This is a genomic window from Micromonospora sp. NPDC005254 (assembly GCF_042872525.1).
GTDB lineage: Bacteria > Actinomycetota > Actinomycetes > Mycobacteriales > Micromonosporaceae > Micromonospora.
Genome location: NZ_JBIAKM010000001.1, coordinates 395,345 through 413,759, shown reverse-complemented (window position 1 = coordinate 413,759; position 18,415 = coordinate 395,345). Strand labels below are relative to the sequence as shown.

Annotated in this window: 13 protein-coding genes; 9 read left to right on the top strand and 4 right to left on the bottom strand. The window is 71.4% G+C overall.

Annotated elements, in window-relative coordinates:
• Positions 1-52: 52 nt before the first annotated feature.
• Genes ACFYPR_RS02015 through ACFYPR_RS02000 form a run of 4 tightly spaced genes read left to right on the top strand, consistent with a single transcriptional unit; the run spans position 53 to position 4,243 of the window.
• Positions 53-1,381, top strand: a complete 1,329-nt coding sequence (locus ACFYPR_RS02015) for an ABC transporter substrate-binding protein (protein WP_354854464.1) — start codon at positions 53-55, stop codon at positions 1,379-1,381.
• A 6-nt stretch (positions 1,382-1,387) separates the two neighbouring features.
• Positions 1,388-2,353: a sugar ABC transporter permease gene (locus ACFYPR_RS02010; protein ID WP_354854466.1), complete on the top strand. Its 966-nt coding sequence runs from the start codon at positions 1,388-1,390 to the stop codon at positions 2,351-2,353.
• Positions 2,354-2,363: 10 nt separating this feature from the next.
• The gene (locus ACFYPR_RS02005; protein ID WP_354854467.1) at positions 2,364-3,221 is read left to right on the top strand and encodes a carbohydrate ABC transporter permease; all 858 of its coding nucleotides are present in this window, start codon (positions 2,364-2,366) and stop codon (positions 3,219-3,221) included.
• Positions 3,218-4,243, top strand: coding sequence for a glycoside hydrolase family 43 protein (locus tag ACFYPR_RS02000; protein ID WP_354854469.1), 1,026 nt, complete (start codon positions 3,218-3,220; stop codon positions 4,241-4,243). The genes ACFYPR_RS02005 and ACFYPR_RS02000 overlap by 4 nt, the downstream gene beginning before the upstream one ends.
• 52 nt (positions 4,244-4,295) lie before the next feature.
• On the opposite strand, the gene ACFYPR_RS01995 is transcribed toward ACFYPR_RS02000, so the two are convergent.
• Positions 4,296-5,792, bottom strand: a complete 1,497-nt coding sequence (locus ACFYPR_RS01995; protein ID WP_354854471.1) for an amino acid permease — start codon at positions 5,790-5,792, stop codon at positions 4,296-4,298.
• Between the two features lie 317 nt (positions 5,793-6,109).
• Between ACFYPR_RS01995 and ACFYPR_RS01990 the strand changes: the two genes are divergently transcribed.
• Both ACFYPR_RS01990 and ACFYPR_RS01985 read left to right on the top strand, forming a co-directional pair.
• A complete protein-coding gene (locus ACFYPR_RS01990) occupies positions 6,110-7,768 on the top strand; it encodes a family 10 glycosylhydrolase (RefSeq protein ID WP_387258325.1) in 1,659 nt (552 codons plus the stop codon).
• A gap of 178 nt (positions 7,769-7,946) precedes the next feature.
• Positions 7,947-8,483, top strand: coding sequence for a phospholipase (locus ACFYPR_RS01985; RefSeq protein WP_354854474.1), 537 nt, complete (start codon positions 7,947-7,949; stop codon positions 8,481-8,483).
• A 118-nt stretch (positions 8,484-8,601) separates the two neighbouring features.
• Here the strand turns inward: ACFYPR_RS01985 and ACFYPR_RS01980 are convergent, their stop codons facing one another.
• A complete protein-coding gene (locus ACFYPR_RS01980; protein ID WP_387258323.1) occupies positions 8,602-11,445 on the bottom strand; it encodes an ATP-binding protein in 2,844 nt (947 codons plus the stop codon).
• A gap of 153 nt (positions 11,446-11,598) precedes the next feature.
• Entirely contained in the window at positions 11,599-11,811 is a 213-nt protein-coding gene (locus ACFYPR_RS01975; RefSeq protein WP_354854477.1) for a zinc ribbon domain-containing protein, read from the bottom strand.
• 38 nt (positions 11,812-11,849) lie between these two features.
• On the opposite strand from ACFYPR_RS01975, the gene ACFYPR_RS01970 reads away from it, so the two are divergent.
• The 3 genes from ACFYPR_RS01970 to ACFYPR_RS01960 all read left to right on the top strand — a co-directional run bounded on the left by ACFYPR_RS01970 (position 11,850) and on the right by ACFYPR_RS01960 (position 17,815).
• The gene (locus ACFYPR_RS01970; protein ID WP_387258322.1) at positions 11,850-13,355 is read left to right on the top strand and encodes a lytic murein transglycosylase; all 1,506 of its coding nucleotides are present in this window, start codon (positions 11,850-11,852) and stop codon (positions 13,353-13,355) included.
• A 72-nt stretch (positions 13,356-13,427) separates the two neighbouring features.
• Positions 13,428-14,444: a GNAT family N-acetyltransferase gene (locus ACFYPR_RS01965; RefSeq protein ID WP_354854567.1), complete on the top strand. Its 1,017-nt coding sequence runs from the start codon at positions 13,428-13,430 to the stop codon at positions 14,442-14,444.
• A gap of 92 nt (positions 14,445-14,536) precedes the next feature.
• The gene (locus tag ACFYPR_RS01960; RefSeq protein ID WP_355064532.1) at positions 14,537-17,815 is read left to right on the top strand and encodes a lamin tail domain-containing protein; all 3,279 of its coding nucleotides are present in this window, start codon (positions 14,537-14,539) and stop codon (positions 17,813-17,815) included.
• A gap of 57 nt (positions 17,816-17,872) precedes the next feature.
• Here the strand turns inward: ACFYPR_RS01960 and ACFYPR_RS01955 are convergent, their stop codons facing one another.
• Entirely contained in the window at positions 17,873-18,376 is a 504-nt protein-coding gene (locus ACFYPR_RS01955) for a helix-turn-helix transcriptional regulator (protein ID WP_354854483.1), read from the bottom strand.
• Positions 18,377-18,415 lie beyond the last annotated feature (39 nt).

Sequence of the window (18,415 nt, the reverse complement as noted above, 5' to 3'; positions counted from 1 at the left end):
CGGTTCTGCGCAGGCACAATTCATCCCGTCCCCCTCCAAGGAGAGATACAGCATGATCCAGAACGACATGAGCCGGCGACGCCTGCTCGGCCTCGGTCTCGGAATCGGTGCCGCGGCCTCGCTGACCCTCGCCGGCTGCGGCGGCGACGACAGCACCTCCGGGCCGGCCGTCGGTAACGGCGGCAAGGAGTACACCGGCCCGAAGGTCGACCTGAAGCTGTGGAACGGGTTCACCGGCGGCGACGGCGACATCTTCAAGGCGCTGGTCAACCAGTTCAACACCGAGCACAAGAACATCGCGGTGTCGGTGGCCACGTACCAGTGGGAGGACTACTACAACAAGCTCCCCGGTGCTGCCTCCAGCGGCAACGGCCCGGACATCGCGGTCATGCACATGGACCAGCTCGCCACCTTCGCCGCTCGTGGCGTGATCACCGAGCTGGACGACGTGGCCAAGAACCTGGAGCTCTCCGAGGGCGACTTCGCCCCGACCGTCTGGAAGGGCGGGATCTACAACAACAAGCGGTACGGCATCCCGCTGGACATGCACCCGCTGGGCTTCTACTACAACAAGGCCGTCATGCAGAAGGCCGGCCTCGACCCGAACAAGCCGCCGACGACGAAGGACGACTACACGGCGGCCCTGGTCGAGCTGAAGAAGGCCGGTGTGCAGGGCTTCTGGGTCAGCCCGTTCCAGTTCACCGGCGGCATGACGTTCTACTCGCTGCTCAACCAGTGGGGTGCCACCCTCTTCGACGCCGAGGTGGCCAAGGCGACGTTCAACTCCGACCCGGCGGTCGAGGCGTGCACCTGGCTGGTCGACGTGATCAAGCAGGGCTACTCGCCGGCCAACGTCGGACAGGACGCCGACTACCTGGCGTTCAAGAGCGGCAAGAACGCCTTCACCTGGAACGGCATCTGGCAGATCAACGACCTCAAGAAGAGCCCCGAGGTCCAGTGGGGCGTCGCCCCGCTCCCCCAGATCGGCAGCAAGCCGTCCGCCTGGGCCAACTCGCACAACTTCACGATCGTGAAGCAGCGGGCCAACGACGCCAACAAGGTCTCCGGGGCGAAGGTCTTCATCAACTGGCTGAGCCAGCACTCGCTGGACTGGGCCAAGGGCGGGCAGATCCCGGCCCGCAAGGAGGTCCGTGAGGGCGCCGAGTTCAAGGCGCTGCCGGAGATCTCGTCGCTCGCTCCCGAGCTGGAGTACGCGGCCTTCCCGCCGGCGGCCCCGGGTCTGGGCGAGGTCATGACGACCTTCTACAACTCGTTCAACGAGGCCGCGCTGGGCAAGAAGTCGCCCAAGCAGGCGCTCGACGACGGCGTGTCCAAGGCCAACAAGCAGCTTGAGGACAACCGCAAGAAGTACGGGAGCTGATAACCCGTGGCGGACGTGATCGAGGTCGGGGCGGCGCGCGGTGACGCGCCGCCCCCGGCGGCCAACGCAGCCCGCCGGGGCGCCTCGGCGCGCCGGACCGGACGGGCGACGCCATACCTGTTCCTCGCCCCGTACCTGGTCCTGTTCGGGGTCTTCGGCCTGCTGCCGATCATCCTCGGCCTCTGGCTGAGCGTGCACCAGTGGGACTTCCAGCTCCCCAACCGACCCTTCGTCGGATTCGACAACTACAAGCAGCTGTTCTCCAGCGACTCCGCCGTCTACGGCGACTGGTGGCAGAGCGTCCGGGCCACCGCGATCTTCACGGTGCTGTCGGTGCCGCTGCTGGTGGTCGTACCGCTCGGGCTGGCGCTGCTGTTGAACCGCTCCTTCCCGGGCCGCACCTTCTTCCGGGCGATCTACTTCGCCCCGTACGTGCTGGGCGTGGCGGTGATCGGCCTGCTCTGGCGGTTCCTGCTCGACGCCAACCTGGGCCTGGTCAACCGGCTCCTCGGCGTCGTCGGGCTGCCGTCGGACACCCCGTGGGTGACCAACATGCCGTGGGCGTGGATCTCCCTGGTCGGGGTGACCGTCTGGTGGACCTCCGGCTTCAACGCGGTGATCTACCTGGCCGGTCTGCAGGACATTTCGCCGGAGCTGTACGAGGCGGCGCGGATGGACGGCGCCAACGCGTGGCAGCGGTTCCGCAACGTCACCCTGCCCGGGCTGCGGCCGGTGCTGCTCTTCGTGATCACCACGACGGTGCTCGCCTCGGCGAACATGTTCGGTCAGTCGTTCCTGATCACCCAGGGAGCGCCGGGCACGGAGACCCGCACTGTGGTGTGGTTCATCGTCGAGGAGGGCCTGCGCAACAACAACGCCGGTCGAGCCGCCGCGATGAGCATCGTGTTCGCCCTGCTGCTGGCGGTCGTGAGCATCGCCAACTTCCGCCTCTTCCGCTACCGGGAAGACTGAGGGGACCGCCATGACGACGCCCACGCCGACCACCAACGGCTCCGCCCCCGGGCTGCGCCGGGTCGTCTTCTACGCCACTCTGGTCGCGCTCACCCTGATCTTCCTGACCCCGCTGGTGTGGATGGTCATCACCTCGCTGAAGACCTACACCGCCGCCCAGCAGATCCCGCCGAGCTGGCTGCCGAACCCGCTGGCGGGGTACGGCTACGAGCAGATCATCAGCAACTCGGCGAACCCGGTGCTGCGCTGGTTCCTCAACAGCATGGTGGCCGCCACGCTGCACTCGCTGCTGGTGCTGGTGACGGCCTCGATGGCCGCGTACTCCCTGGCCCGGCTGCGGTTCCGCGGACGCGGGGTGACCTTCGCGTTGATCGTCGGGACGCTGTTCATCCCGCCGACCTCGCTGATCATCCCGAACTTCCTGATCGTCGACCAGCTCAACTGGATCGACACCCTCGCCGTGGTGGTGGTGCCCGGCGCGGCCAGCGCGTTCGGGGTGTTCTTCCTGCGGCAGTTCTTCCTGTCGCTGCCGAGCGAGCTGGAGGAGGCCGCCACCCTCGACGGCGCCAACCAGTGGCAGATCTTCTTCAAGGTGGTGCTGCCGCTGTCCAAGCCGGCGCTGGCCACCCTGGCCGTGTTGTCGTTCCTGACCAACTGGAACGACTTCCTGTGGCCGATCTTCGTGCTCTTCAGCCCGGAGAAGCTGACGCTGCCTCCGGGCCTGGGCCTGCTCCAGGGCTCGTACGTCACCGACTACCCGGTGATCATGGCGGGTGCGGTGCTGGCCAGCCTGCCGGTGCTGATCCTCTTCGTGCTCGCGCAGCGGCACATCATCCAGGGCGTCTCCCGCAGCGGTCTGAAGGGATGACGCGGGCGACAACTCGGCGAGTCGGCGCGGCGGCGGTCACCCTCGCCGCCGCGCTGCTCGTCACGGGCTGTTCCGACGGCGACGAACCCACCTACACGAGCAACGGGAGCGGCACCAGGATGTTCACCAACCCCGTCGTCAGCACCGACGCCCCGGACCCGCAGGCGATCCAGGTGGGCGACACCTGGTACCTGTTCCACACCAACTCGCAGGGCCGCAACGTCCCGGTGCGCACCTCGACGAATCTGGTCGACTGGACCGAGGCGGAGGACGCCCTGCCGACGCTGCCGGACTGGGCGGACCCCGGCAAGACCTGGGCGCCGGAGGCGATCGAGCTGGCACCGGAGAAGTTCCTGCTCTACTACACCGTCGCGGGCCGGGAGTCGGGCCGGCAGTGCGTCGGGCGGGCGGTGGCCAGCGCGCCGCAGGGGCCGTACTCCGACGACGCGACCGGCCCGCTGATCTGCCAGGCCGAGTTGGGCGGGGCGATCGACGCCAGCCCGTACCGGGACACCGACGGCAGCCTCTGGCTGCTGTGGAAGAACGACGGCAACGCCATCGGGGTGGACACCTGGCTCTGGTCGCAGCGCCTCGCCGACGACGGCCTGACCCTCGTCGGTGAGCCGACGAAGCTGCTCAAGCAGACCGAGCCGTGGGAGGGCACCCTGATCGAGGGGCCGTTCTTCCACCGCCAGGACGGTCGGCTGCTGCTGTTCTTCGCCGCCAACGCCTATGACCGGGCCGAGTACGCGGAGGGCTACGCGGTCTGCGAGAGCCCGAGCGGGCCGTGCGTGAAGGCCGCCGAGAACCCGATCCTGAAGAGCAACGAGGCCGCCTCCGGCCCGGGCCACGCCTCGATGGTGGTCAAGGACGGCCGCACCTGGCTGCTGTACCACGCCTGGCCTCCGGGCCAGGAGGGCAGCACCGACCCCGGTCGTCAGGTGTGGCTCGACGAGGTGACCTGGGTCGACGGCAAGCCGGTCGTCAAGGGTCCGACGGCCACGCCGCAGACCCGCCCCTGACCTGGTCAGACGGAAGGGCCCCCGGATCGGGGGCCCTTCCGGCGTTCGTGGGTCAGGCGCTCGGTTCGCGCGGCGCCGGGGCGACGGCGGGTTCGTGCCGGGCCAGCCGGTTGCGGCGGTAGCCGTAGCCGAAGTAGATGACCGCGCCGAGCAGCATCCAGGCCAGGAACCGCAGCCAGGTCTCCACCGACAGGTTGAGCATCAGGTAGAAGCAGGCCAGCGCCGAGACGACCGGCAGCACCGGGGAGAACGGCACCCGGAACGGCCGCTCCAGGTCGGGGCGCTTGCGGCGCAGGATCGGCACCGCGATCGAGACCAGCACGAACGCGCAGAGCGCGCCGATGCTGACCAGGTCGGCCAGGGCGGAGAGCGGCAGGAAGCCGGCCAGCAGCGCGACCGCCACCGTCATGATCGCCGAGATCCGGTACGGGGTGCCCCAGCGCGGGTGCACGGCCGCGATCGAGGGCGGGATCAGGCCGTCCCGGGCGATGGCGAAGCCGATCCGGCCCATCGCCACCAGGTCGACCAGGATGACGCTGGTCAGGCCGGCAACCGCGGCGATGGAGACGAGCGTCGCCGCCCAGCCGGCGCCCACCGACTCGAACGCCGAGGCGATCGGGGCGCCCCGGTCGATCTCGGTGTACGGCACCATGCCGACGAGCACCAGCGAAACGCCGATGTAGAGCACGGTGGAGATCAGCAGCGTGCCGAGCAGGCCCAGGGTGAGGTCCCGCTTGGGCTTGCGCGTCTCCTCGCCCAGGTTGGCGACGGCCTCGAAGCCGGTGTACGCGAAGAAGACCACCGCGGCGGCGCTGAGCACCCCCACGAAACCGAAGACCGACGGCTCCAACCCGAACAGCGCCTGCGTCACCGGCTGCTTGATGCCATCGTCGCCACTGCCGGCGGGCTCGGCCGGCGGGATGAACGGGGTGAGGTTGGCGGCCTTGACGAAGAACAGGCCAGCGACCACCACGAAGACGCAGATCGACACCTTGACCAGCACCAGCAGGTTGGTGATCCGGGCGGACTCCCGGATGCCGACGATCGCCACGATGCCGAGGATCAGCACGATGGCGATCGCGCCGATGTTGACCGTGCTGCCCTCCTCGCCGAACCACCGGGTCGGCAGGTCGAGCAGCTCGGCGAGGTAGCCCGACCAGCCGCGGGCCACCACCGCCGCGCCGAGCGCGAACTCCAGCAGCAGGTCCCACCCGATGATCCAGGCGACGATCTCGCCCATCGTGGCGTACGCGTAGGTGTAGGCGCTGCCGGCCGTCGGCACGCTGGAGGCCAGCTCGGCGTAGCAGAGGGCGGCGAGCAGGGCGACCACGCCGGCGATGGCGAAGGAGATCACCACGCCCGGACCGGCGCTGTCGCGGGCCTCGATCCCGGTGAGCGTGAAGATGCCCGTGCCGATCACGATGCCGATGCCGAAGCCGGTGAGGTCGATCGCGCCGAGCCGCCGCTTGAGCCCCAGTCGGCCGTCGGTGCCGTCGGCATCGCCCTGGGCTATGACGTCCTTGATTGGTTTGGTTCGCAGCACCGACATGCGCTCACCCCTCCCACCGTGCGACCACCACCATGGCGGCCGGTGACCGGCGTTGCTACCCACCCCGGATCCCGGCCAACCGCCACGGATCATGCCGATCAGGTCACGACGCGGCGTGCGGTCCCGATCACTACCCGCAATCGGGCGCTCGGCGCGAATCGTCCGATCCGGTGACCGGGGAATCGATCAGGCGCGGCCCCTTGCGGGACCGTGCCGAGTGTGAAAATTTCCTACCAGCGGCACATTGCCTACGGCGAATCTTGCCGGGACGCCGCGAGTACCCCTGACACGGGAGCCCCAACGAAGGGACACACCGCATGAAGGCACCTCGACTCGGAGCGGCCGGGCTGGTCGCAGCCCTGCTCGGCACGCTGGTCGCCGCCACCCCCGCCCACCCCGCGAGCGCCGCGACCGATGCCGCCACCACCACCTGCGTCACCGACCCGGCCACGCCGAAACGACAGTTCCGGGCGATGTGGATCTCGTCGGTGGTCAACATCGACTGGCCCAGCAAGGCGTCCCAGACCAGCCCGGACCGGATCGCGGCCCAGCAGGCCGAGTACCGGGAACTGCTCGACCTCGCCGAACGGCTGCACCACAACGCCGTCGTGGTGCAGGTCCGACCGACCGCCGACGCGCTCTGGCCCTCGCCGTACGAGCCGTGGTCGGAGTACCTGACCGGCGTACGCGGCCAGGACCCGGGCTGGGACCCGCTGGCCTTCCTGGTCGACGAGTCGCACAAGCGCAACCTGGAGTTCCACGCCTGGTTCAACCCGTACCGCGTCTCCATGCCGGCCCCCGGCGGCGCCGGCGCCGACCTCAACCTGCTCGCCCCCGGCCACCCGGCCCGGGCGCACCCCGACTGGACCTTCGCCTACCCACCGGCCGGCGTTGCCGGCAGCCGGCTCTACTACAACCCCGGCATTCCCGAGGTCCGCGAGTTCGTCCAGACCGCGATGATGGACGCGGTCAAGCGGTACGACATCGACGGCGTGCACTTCGACGACTACTTCTACCCCTACCCCAGCGGCACCTACCAGGTGCCCGACGATGCCGCCTTCGCGGCGTTCAACCGGGGCTTCACGGACCGGGCCGACTGGCGGCGGGACAACATCAACCTGCTGATCCAGGAGATGAACGGCAAGATCAAGGCGGCGAAGCCGTGGGTGAAGTTCGGCGTCAGCCCGTTCGGCATCTGGCGCAACAAGAGCGCCGACCCGCTCGGCTCGGACACCACCGGCAGCCAGTCGTACGACATCATCTCCGCCGACACCCGCAAGTGGGTCAAGCAGGAGTGGATCGACTACGTGGTGCCGCAGCTCTACTGGTACATCGGCCAGTACCCGGCGGCCGACTACGCGCGGCTGGTCCCGTGGTGGGCCGAGACCGTGCGCGGCACCCGTGTCCAGCTCTACATCGGCCAGGCCGACTACAAGAGCGGCGATCCGGCGTACGGGCCGTACTGGCAGAACCCGCGTGAGCTGTCCGACCACCTGACGCTCAACCGGTCGTACCCCGAGGTGCAGGGCAACGTGCACTTCTCGGCCGTCCAGGTGCGGGCCAACCGGCTCGGCGCCACCGACATCTACGCGACCGAGCACTACTCCCGCCCGGCCCTCGTGCCGGCCATGCCGCACCTGCCGTCGAAGCCGTTGCTCCTCCCGGTGGTCACCAGGGTCGCCCGGGAGGCCGACGGGGTGCGGCTGACCTGGCGCCAGCCCGCCGACGGCGTGGGCCCGCTGGGCACGGCCACCTCGTACGCGATCTACCGGTTCGACGGCACCACGCTGCCCGGGCGGTGCGCCACGGCGGACGCCACGCACCTGGTCGACACCGTCCGGGCCACCGCCGGCGGCACCCAGTCCTGGGTGGACACGTCGGCCGAGCCCGGCCGGCGCTACACCTACCGGGTGACCGCGCTGGACCGTACCGCCAACGAGAGCCCGGCCAGCCCGCCGGCGTTCCTGCTGCACTGACCCGTTCCGCGGAATGCCCCGGGTGCCTCGCGCACCCGGGGCATTCGTCTGTTTGAACGTATGTCACCAATAGTTGGCGGCGCACATACCGCCCAGTTGATCAGCTGATCGACACTCATCGACATCCGGTAACCCGCCGGTAACTTCCGTCCCACCGCTCACCCCGCGGAGGTAAACCGTGCCCCGACGTCTCGCCACCCTGTTCGCCTCGGGCGCGCTAGCGCTGCTCGCCACCCTCGCCGTCGCCTCCCCCGCCGCCGCCGTCACCCCCGCGGAGCGACTGTCCGTGCTGTCGAGCTGGACCCAGACCAGCGCGTCCAGCTACAACTCCTGGAACAGCGCCCGCGTCAACCGGGCCCCCTGGGCCGAGTACAACTTCGACTGGTCCACCGACTACTGCTCGTCCAGCCCGGACAACCCGCTCGGGTTCACCTTCAACCTGAGCTGCTACCGACACGACTTCGGCTACCGCAACTACAAGGCGGTCGGCCAGTTCTCCGCCAACAAGTCCCGCCTGGACAGCGCCTTCTACGAGGACCTGAAGCGGGTCTGCGCCACGTACAACTCGGTCGTCCGCCCGGCCTGCTACAGCCTGGCCTGGACGTACTACCAGGCGGTCCACATCTTCGGCTCGGTGGCCGCCGTCCAGCAGGCCGACATCGACCGAGCCGCCCGCATGAAGGCCCAAGCCGAAGCCAAGGCCGCAACCCACTAACCCCACCCACCTCCACCCGGCCCACCCACCCCACCCCACCCCCGTCGCGGTGATCATGAAGTTATTGCCCGTCCGCCCGGCGTGTCGTGGCAATAACTTCATGATCAACAAGCAGGGGTCAGGCGCGTTCCGTTCGCGTTGCGGGGTGGCGGTTGGGGTCGGCGGGGCGCGGGGGCGGCGCGTGTTGGGACAGGTCGGTGCTGAAGCGGGTCGAATCCGCTGCCAGGTCCGGGTGTTCCACGTCGAGCGCCAGTGCCACGGCCTCGTCCAGGCCCATCTCGGCACCCTCCCCGTACGCGTCGTCGAACGCCGCGTCACCCGCCATCGACCGCAGTTCCGCCTGCTGGTCGGCCCAGTAGCCGCCGTAGATACCCGGCGTCGCTCGCATGCTCGCCCGGGTGGCCTGGGCCGCCCCGAACAGCCGCGCGGCCGTCAACCGGTCTCCACCGAGAGCGCAGCGCACCGCGATCGCGTTCAGCGTGTCGCAGGCCCGGCCGTGGTAGCCGTGACCCATCCGTGAGCGCAGCGCCACCAGCAGGTGCTCGTGCGCGGCGATCACGTCGCCCCGGGCCAGCGCGACCATCCCGAGCAGCATGTCCACCGAACGCCGGCCCCGCTCGACCGGCCGGGCGGCCTCCACCGGACGCGCCGCTCCCAGCAGCTCCGCCGCCTCCTCCAGCGCGCCGCGCCGCCACAGCAGCTCGGCCAGGCTGAACACCGCGAACAGCGCCTCGCCGACCACGTCCTGCCCGTGGGCCCAGTCGATGACCTCCCGACAGACCCGCTCGGCCTCGAAGAACTGGCCCATGTCCACCAACGGCGCGGCCCTGCCGGCGAGCACCCGGGCCAGCAGCCCGGCGTCGCCGGCCTGTCGGGCGGCTGCCTCCGCCCGCTGCGAGTAGCGCAGCTCCTCGGCGAACTCGCCGTCGGCGCCGGCATGCAGCGAGTGCATGTGGTACGCCGCCGCCAGCTCCGCGTCCGGGATCCGCTCGCCGGTCTCGGCGATCCGTCCGTACAGCCGGAACAGCCAGAGTCGACCCTCCCGGGCCAGCCCGCGCTCGCGCCACCACTGGTCCAGCCCACCGGCCAAGCGGAGACCGGCACGGGCGCTGCCGCCGGTGGCGCACCAGCGCAGCGCGGCGCGCAGCTCGTCGGCCAGCGGGTCGAGGGTGTAGAGCGACAACGTCACCGGCCGGCCGTCCGGCCCCAGGTGGGCCCGCTCCAGCGCGTGCGCCGACCAGGCCACGTGCCGGTCCCGGGCAGCCTGCTCCTCACCCGCCTCGGCCAACCGCCGTGCCGCGTACGCCCGAATCGGGTCGAGCATCCGGTATGAACTGCCGGCGGCGCGCGGCTCGGCCAACACCATCGACTTGTCCACCAGCACCGACAGTGGATCCAGCGGATCGTCGCCCAGCAGCCACTCCACAGTCGGCAGATCCACCGGCCCCGCGAAGACCGCCAGCCAGCGCAGCAGCCGCGCGGCCCGCGGCCCCAACGTGCGGTACGACCACGTGACGGTCGCCTGCATGGTCAGGTGCCGTTCGGTGGCCGAGCGCTGCACGGCCCTGCTCGCCGGGGTCGGCGGCGGTGTCCCGATCGCCGCGGCCACCAGGTCCACGGTGTCCTGCTGGTTGCCGGACCAGCCCCGCTCGACCGGCGGTGGATCCGGATCCTCCCGGCCGGCGTCCAGCGTGCCGAGGACGTCGTCCAACCGCTCGGCCAGCTGACCCACGGAGAGCACCCGCAGCCGGGCGGCCGCCAACTCGATGGCGAGGGGCAGCCCGTCCAGCCGCTGCACCACCCGGCGCAGGTCGGCCGACTCGGACGGGTCGGGCCGCCGACCGCCGCGGGCCGCCGCCGTACGGTCCAGCAGCAGCGCGACCGCGTCGCTCTCCGCGCCGTCCGGGCGGGGATCGACCGAGAGCGGCGGGATCCGCCAGACCACCTCGCCGGGCAGGCTGAACGACTCGCGGCTGGTCGCCAGCACCCGCACGCCACCCCCGCCGGAGAGCAGCCGCGAAATGACCTCGCCGCAGGCCGCCGGTTGCGTGTCGCAGGTGTCCAGCACGACCAGCATCCGGCGGGCGGCCGCGTACTCGACGAGGGTGTCCAGCATCGGACGGCCCGGCTCGGGCCGCAGCCCGAGCACCGCGGCGATGGCGAACGCCACCAACCCCGGGTCGGTCACCGCGGCGATGTCGACGAACCAGACCCCGTCCGGGTACGCCTCGACGACGCCACCGGCCAACTCCACGGCGAGCCGGGTCTTCCCCGCGCCGCCCGCGCCCAGCACGGTGACCAGTCGGTGCCGCTCCACCAACCGGCCCAGCTCGGCCCGCTCGACCTCCCGCCCGACGAACGAGGTCACCTGGGTCGGCAGGTTGTGCGCCACCGCGTCGGCGGTGCGGGGGCGGGGGAACTGCCGTTCCAGGCCGGGCGCGACCAGTTGGAACAACCGCTCCCGGTCGTCGAAGCCACGCAGCCGGTGCAGGCCCAGGTCCAGCAGGGTGGCGCCCGGGGGCAGCGGCTCGGCCCGGCGGGCCGTGGACGCCGAACAGAGCACCTGTCCGCCGTGCGCGGCCGCGGCCACCCGGGCGGCCCGATGCACCTCGGGGCTCGCGTACTCCCCGTCGCGGGGCTCGGCGTACCCGGTGTGCAGGCCCATCCGCACCCGGGGCGCGGCCTCCTCGGTGGGCCAGTCGTGGCTCGCCAACGCCCGCTGGGCGGTCAGGCAGGCGGTCAGCGCCGCCGCCGCGTCGTCGAAGGCCAGGAAGAACGAGTCGCCCTCGGTCAGCAGCTCCGCGCCACCGGTGGCGGCCAGGGTGCGACGCAGCAACCGGCGGTGCTCGGCGAGCACCGGGCGGTAGTCCGCGCCGAGCAGTTGGGCCAGCCGGGTCGAGCCCTCGATGTCGGTGAACACGAAGGTCACCCAACCGCTCGGGAGCTGGATCCGTGGCGACATGCGTGGAACCTCCGCCCGTGACGTCGGGTTCATGCTGACTGACTCCGAGCGGTCACGCATCGTGAGAACGGCCGGGCACGTGCCGCCTCAAGGTGCCACTCGAACCCGCTCCCGGCAAGGCCAGCCCACCGGCCGGTCACCGGAACGCCCGGCTCAGCAGCCGCAGGCACCCCCGCAGCAGCCACCGCCACCAGCGGGAGCTTGCGCGCCACCAGCGCCCCGACCGGTGACCGACACCGCCGAGAGCAGCTTGACCGTGTCGACATGGCCCTGCGGGCAGGTGGCCGGCGCGCCGGCCTCCGCCATCGGACGGTTGACCTCGAAAGTGTCGCCGCAGGCGCGGCAGCGGAACTCGTACCGGGGCATGGCGATCAGGGTACGTGGGCCTGACGGTCGCCGGCGACATGAGTGATACTCGACGGGTGGTGGACGGCGAGGACAAGACGCGTGTGCAACCGCTTCGGCCGGCCGCGCCGCTGGACGGGCCGCTGGCCGAGTCGGGCGCCGCGCCGGATCCGGTGCCCGCGGCCGTGCCCCGCCCCCGCCGGCCCTGGCTCAGCGGCCGCACGACCGACGCGAAGGCCAAGACCCCCGCGACGCCCGTGACCGCACCCCTACCCCCGAGCGTCGATGCCGCGACCGGTGACCAGCTGGGGGACACCGCCACCGGCGACCTCACCGCGGCGAAGCCCACTTCGGACACCACCGCCCCGCCGACCACCCCAGCCGCCACCGCCACCCCAGCCGCCGACGTCCCAGCCCCAGCCGCCGACGTCCCAGCCGCCGCCGACGACGCCCCAACCGCCGACACCGACACCGACGCCGCCAACGCCGACAGCGCCGACGCGAAGGCCGACGACGGGGCAGTCACGGTCGCGGCGGGCGCCACCGCCACCGACCTGACGGCGACCAAGGTGGACGGTGTCGCAGTGGTGCCGACGCCCGAGCGCGGCCGCCGGCGGCGGGTGCCGTTCGCGCACGCCGTACGGGTGCCACCGCCACGTCAGGCCGCGGTGACCGCCGCCCGGGCGACCCGCGCCTGGGCCCGCCGGCCCAGCGGTCGACTCACGGTCCCGGGGGTCTTCCTGCTGGTCCTGGTGGCCGCGACCGCCGCGGCGGGGGCGTTGCTCGTCCCGGCCACGATCCGTGGGTCCCGACCGGTGGCGGTCGACGTCACTGCCGCGCCGACCGTGGCCGTGCCGCCGGCGGTGCCGCTCGACCCGCGGCCCACCGGCCCTCTGCCCACCGGGCCGATGCCGACCGCGCCGCTGCCCACCGGAGCGTTCCCGAGCGGCGGCATGCCGACCGGGCCGGCCGTCGGTCCGACGACCGGCGGCCGTCCGTCGGACTCCCTGGCCGCCTGGGCGCAGCAGGTCGGGGCCAAGGTCAACATTCCCGCGACCGCGATGCAGGCGTACGGGTACGCCGAGCTGATGCTCGCCCAGACCAACCGCAGCTGCGCGTTGAGCTGGACGACGTTGGCCGCGATCGGCCAGGTCGAGTCCGGCCACGGCTCGGCCAACGGCGCGCGGTTGGGGACGGACGGCAAGGCGCTGCCCCAGATCATCGGGCTGCCGCTGGACGGGAACGGCGGCCGGATGCGGATCATCGACACCGACCGTGGGTTGCTCGACAAGGACAGCACCTACGACCGGGCGATCGGGCCGATGCAGTTCATCCCGACCACGTGGCAGGAGATCGGCGCCGACGCCGACGCCGACGGCGTGAAGGACCCTCACGACCTGGACGACGCCGCCCTGGCGGCCGGCAACTACCTGTGCAAGGGCGGCCGCAACCTGAGCATTCCGGGCGACTGGTGGAACGCGATCCTGTCGTACAACGACGTGCGGCGGTACGCCCAGGCCGTCTACAACACCGCTGACCGGTACGGACGGGCCAGCCGTACGTGATGTGATCGTCCGCGTACATTGGAGAACTGGACACTTCCCCCGAGCAGCCGTTAGCGGCAAGCTAGACGGGTGATGGTGCGCGAGTGGGACCCCAGGACCGCGTCGTCCGCCGAGATCGCGTCGCTGCTGACAACGCTGAACGCGGTGCTGGCGGCCGATCTGCCGCAGGACCCGCCGTGGCGGGAGACCTCCCTGCGGGAGTATCTCGGCGAGGTGATGCCCGGTGAGCGACGGATCTCCTGGCTCGCCCAGGCCGAACCGAGCGCTCCCGGCGAGACCGGCGCCGTCCTCGGGCAGGTCCACGTGCTGCTCCTCGGCGACATCGGGGTGCTCGAGGTGCTGGTGCATCCCTCCGTACGACGCAACGGCCTCGGCCGTGAGCTGGTGCTACGCGCCGCCCGCCGCGTCTACCAGGAGGGTTTCCAGTCGATCGGGGTCGAGGTGGTCGGCGACACGCCGGCGGTGGGCTTCTACGAGTCGCTCGGCTTCACCCGGGAGTACGTGGAGACGCGCAGCGTGCTCGACCTGACCTCGGTGGACTGGGCCGAGCTGGCCGAGATGGCCATCGGGATCGGCGCGGGCTACCACCTGGAGTTCTACCCCGGTGGGCCACCGGACGACCTGATCGAGTCGTACGCGCGGGCCAAGGCCGAGGTGCGCGACGTCGACGACGGCGAGTTGCGTCCCAGCTCGTATGACCCGGAGCGGCTGCGGGACAGCCTGGACACCCTGCACCGGCGGGGCATGAAGCCGTACATCGTCCTGGCCCAGCACGAGCAGAGTGGCGAGGTGGCCGGCCTGACCGAGGTCGTGGTGCCGGCGCAGCACCCGACCCGCGCCGATCAGTACGACACGATCGTCGCGCAGGACCACCGGGGTTACGGCATCGACCGGGCGATCAAGGCGCGGATGCTGCTGGAGCTGCGCTCCGCCGAGCCGGAGCTGGCCGAGGTGCAGACCTGGAACGCCCAGGCCAACGAGGCGATGCTCAAGGTCAACGCGGAGCTGGGCTACCGGCCCGACCGGGACTGGTGCGAATACAGCGTCGACGTCGCCGAGCTGGTGCACCGCCTCGACCAGCCGCGCTGAGGAATTCACGAAACTGTCCGGTGGGGGATGGACGATGGACGGTTACGCACCTTAACGTGCGTTGACCCCCATCCACCCATCGTGGAGGCCCTATGCGCCCGCGCCGCACGACAGCCGCGCTCGCGATCGCCACCGCCGCAGTGACCGTCACGGCCCTCGGCGTCACACCCACCGCGGCCAGCGCCGCGCCTACCGACCTGTTCATCTCGGAGTATGTCGAAGGCTCGTCGAACAACAAGGCGATCGAGCTGTTCAACGGCACCGGCACCGCCGTGGACCTCACCGCGGGCGGCTACCAGCTCCAGCTCTACTTCAACGGCTCCACCACCCCGACCACCATCGCGCTGGCCGGGAACGTCGCTGCCGGGGACGTGTTCGTGTTCGCCAGCGCCTCGGCCGGGGCGGCCATCCTCGCCCAGGCCGACCAGACCACCGGGGCGAGCCTGTTCAACGGCGACGACGCGATAGTGCTGCGCCGGGGCACCACGGTGCTCGACTCGATCGGCCAGGTGGGCGTCGACCCGGGCACCGAGTGGGGCGCCGGCGCGACCAGCACGGCGGACAACACACTGCGCCGGCTGCCCACGGTGACGGCGGGCGACACCGACCCGTCGGACGCGTTCGACCCCGCCGCACAGTGGACCGGTCTGCCGGTCGACACCTTCGACGGGCTCGGCTCGCACACCGTGGACGGCGGTGGTCCGGTCGACGCGCCGGCCACGCTGACCTGTGGTGGGCCGCTGGTCACCGCCGCCGGAACGGCCGCGAGCCGCGAGGTGACCGCCGCCGACCCCGACGACACGATCGTCGACCTGGCGGTGACCGCGATCAGCCCGAGCCCGACCTCCGGCTCGATCACCCGTACCGCATTCACCCCGGCCGACGGGGTGGGCGGCACCGCCCGCGCCACGATCAGCGCGAGCGCCGACCTCACCGCCGGGGCGTACACCGTCACCGTGACCACGACCGATGCGGGCGGTGGCACCGCCACCTGCGCGCTGGCCGTGCAGGTCACCCGGGAGCTGACCGTCGGCGAGGTGCAGGGTCCGACCACCGACACCGAGTCCGGCCCCGCCGACCGGTCACCGCTCGCACCGGCGAGCGGCAACGGCACGAGCAGCACGATGTACGACGTCCGTGGCGTGATCACCCAGTTGACGCTTGCCCGTACGGCGGCCGGTGCGGAGCAGAACGGGTTCTTCCTGCAGAGCCGCAGCGGTGACACCGACGGTGACCCGACCAGCTCCGACGGCATCTTCGTGTTCATGGGCACGTTCACCTCGCTGATCGGCGGCTACGTGCCGACGGTCGGCGACGAGGTGGTGCTCCGGGCCCGGGTGTCGGAGTACTACAACCTCACCCAGCTCTCCGGCGCGTCGCTGGTCCGCCGGATCGCCACCGGCCTGGACGTGGACACGGCGGTCACGGTGACCGACGCGGTGCCGCCGGTCGAGCTGACCGACGCGCAGCGCTGGTGGGAGCGGCACGAGGGCGCCCGGCTGCGCGTACGCGCGGGCAGCGGCGCGGTGAGCGGTCGCGACGTCTTCTCCTCCACGGCGGACGCGGAGCTGTGGGTCGTCGACCGGGACGACCCGCTGCTCGACCGCGCCGACCCGTACGCCCGGCGGGTCTTCCGGGACTCCCACCCGCTGGACAATGACCCGAGCCGGCGCTTCGACGACGGCAACGGTCAGCGCGTGCTGCTCGGCAGCATGGGTGTGAAGGGCACCGCCGGGGACAGCACGGCGCTGCTCCCGCCGGCGCACACCTTCGACACGCTGCGCGCGGACGCGGTGGGCGGCGTCTACTACTCGTTCGAGAAGTACGGCGTGCAGGTCGAGCGGGCCGAGTTCGACGCCGGGGCCGACCCGTCGAAGAACAACCCGCCGAAGCCGGCCGACCGTTCCCAGGAGGTCGCGGTCGCCACGTACAACGTGGAGAACCTGTACGACTACCGCGACGACCCGTTCGACGGCTGCGACTTCGCCGGTAACGCCGGCTGCCCGGGCGTCGCCCCGCCGTTCGACTACGTGCCGAGCAGCGAGGCGGACTACCGGGAGCATCTGACGTCGCTCGCCGACCAGATCGTCAAGGACCTGCACGCGCCCGATCTGATCCTGGTGCAGGAGGCCGAGGACCAGGACATCTGCACGGTCTCCGGGGCGGCGCTGGCCTGCGGCGACACCAACAACGCCGACGGCGCTCCGGACAGCATCCAGGAGTTGGCGCTCGCGGTGGCGGCGGCCGGCGGGCCGGCGTACGCCGCCACCTATGACCGGACCGGCGCGGACGCCCGCGGTATCACCGCCGCGTTCCTGTACCGCACCGACCGGCTGTCGTTGGCGGCCGCGACGGCGAACGACCCGCTGCTCGGCTCGGCGCCGACCGTCCAGTACCGGGCCCCCGGACTGCCCGGCAACGCCGACGTGCAGAACCCGAAGGCCCTCAACGCGGTGCTGCCGGCCGATGTGGACACGTCGACCGGGAAGGACGGCAACAACGTCTTCACCCGGGCACCCCAGCTGGGCAAGTTCACGGTGGCCGCGGCGCCCGGCGCGGCCGAGCGGTTCACCCTGTACGCGCTGAGCAACCACTACTCCTCCGGCCCGGACAGCCGGATCGGGCAGCGGCGGGAGCAGGCGGCGTACGGCGCGGCGATCGTCACCGCGATCGAGGCGGCTGATCAGAGCGCCCGGGTGGTCTACGGCGGGGACCTGAACGTCTTCCCCCGCCCGGACGACCCCATCGCCACCGGCGCTCAGCCGACGCCGTCGGACCAACTCGCCCCGCTCTACGAGGCCGGCCTGCACAACCTGTGGGACACCCTCGTCGCGCAGGTGCCGGCATCGGCCTACTCGTACAGCTTCGAGGGGCAGGCGCAGACGCTGGACCACCTGTTCGTCAACGACGCGCTCTACGGTGACCTGGTGCAGGTGCGGGCGGCGCACGTCAACGCCGACTGGCCGGCGGAGTTCACCGGGGACGGGTCGCGGGGCTCCAGCGACCACGACCCGCAGGTGGCCCGTTTCCGGTCCCGGGCGTCGTTGACCGTCACCGACACGTCTGTGGTCGAGGGCGACCAGGGCACCCGTCAGCTCACCTTCACGGCGACCGTGTCCCGTCCGTTGTCCCAGCCGGTGCTGCTCTGCGCCGCGACCGTCGGCCTCACGGCGCAGGCCGGTTCGGACTTCGAGCCATACGCCGGCTGCAAGGTGCTGGCCGCCGGTGACACCTCGGTGGCTTTCCCGGTCACCGTGCGGGGTGACCGGCGGCGCGAGTCGGACGAGAAGTTGACCCTGCTGGTGGCCGGGGTGCCCGGCCTGCGGCTGGCCGACCCCCTGGCGACCGGAACGATCACCAACGACGACTGAACGACGGCGCTGACGGCCCACCGTCCGGTTTCCCCGGAGGGTGGGCCGTTCGCGGTGTCAGTAGTATTCGTCGATGATCGGGGGCGGTGGCAGGTGCCGATACTGCGCGACCCGCACCTCCCACTGGCTGCGTCGGCGCCGCGCCTCGCGGTCCGCCGAGCTGCGGTGGTAGGTCTCCGGCGGCCGTGCCAGGCCGTAGATGTCCCCCCACCACTCCCCCGGCTCAGGATCGAGGATCGTATCGAGGTGGGCGGGGTAGCGGCGTCCGGCGCCGTCGTGAACGTCGTCGCGGTCGGCCATCGGTCGAATCACCCGGCCCTCCTGGTCCACCACCACCAGATAGAGCCCGGCCGCGCCGAGTAGGCGCTCCAGCACCGCCAGACTCGGTGTCAGACTGCCGGCCTCGACCTTGCCCACGGTCGACGGTGAGACCTTGGCGAAGCGGGCCATCTGGCGTTGACCCAAACCCTTCATCCGACGGGCCCGCCGGACCAGGCCGGTGATGGGAAACCGCCCGACGGTCGGGCCGGGTGGCGGAGGAGGAACGAGTGCGGAAGCCATCCGACAACCATTCTCGGCCGAGACCCGCCTCTCAACCCC

Coding starts and splice junctions, on each gene's coding strand:
- ACFYPR_RS01980 (WP_387258323.1), bottom strand. CDS start 11,445: ATGTCGCCACGGATCCAGCTCCCGAGCGGTTGGGTGACCTTCGTGTTC.
- ACFYPR_RS01965 (WP_354854567.1), top strand. CDS start 13,428: ATGGTGCGCGAGTGGGACCCCAGGACCGCGTCGTCCGCCGAGATCGCG.
- ACFYPR_RS02015 (WP_354854464.1), top strand. CDS start 53: ATGATCCAGAACGACATGAGCCGGCGACGCCTGCTCGGCCTCGGTCTC.
- ACFYPR_RS01955 (WP_354854483.1), bottom strand. CDS start 18,376: ATGGCTTCCGCACTCGTTCCTCCTCCGCCACCCGGCCCGACCGTCGGG.
- ACFYPR_RS01975 (WP_354854477.1), bottom strand. CDS start 11,811: ATGCCCCGGTACGAGTTCCGCTGCCGCGCCTGCGGCGACACTTTCGAG.
- ACFYPR_RS01970 (WP_387258322.1), top strand. CDS start 11,850: ATGAGTGATACTCGACGGGTGGTGGACGGCGAGGACAAGACGCGTGTG.
- ACFYPR_RS02005 (WP_354854467.1), top strand. CDS start 2,364: ATGACGACGCCCACGCCGACCACCAACGGCTCCGCCCCCGGGCTGCGC.
- ACFYPR_RS01995 (WP_354854471.1), bottom strand. CDS start 5,792: ATGTCGGTGCTGCGAACCAAACCAATCAAGGACGTCATAGCCCAGGGC.
- ACFYPR_RS01960 (WP_355064532.1), top strand. CDS start 14,537: ATGCGCCCGCGCCGCACGACAGCCGCGCTCGCGATCGCCACCGCCGCA.
- ACFYPR_RS01990 (WP_387258325.1), top strand. CDS start 6,110: ATGAAGGCACCTCGACTCGGAGCGGCCGGGCTGGTCGCAGCCCTGCTC.
- ACFYPR_RS02000 (WP_354854469.1), top strand. CDS start 3,218: ATGACGCGGGCGACAACTCGGCGAGTCGGCGCGGCGGCGGTCACCCTC.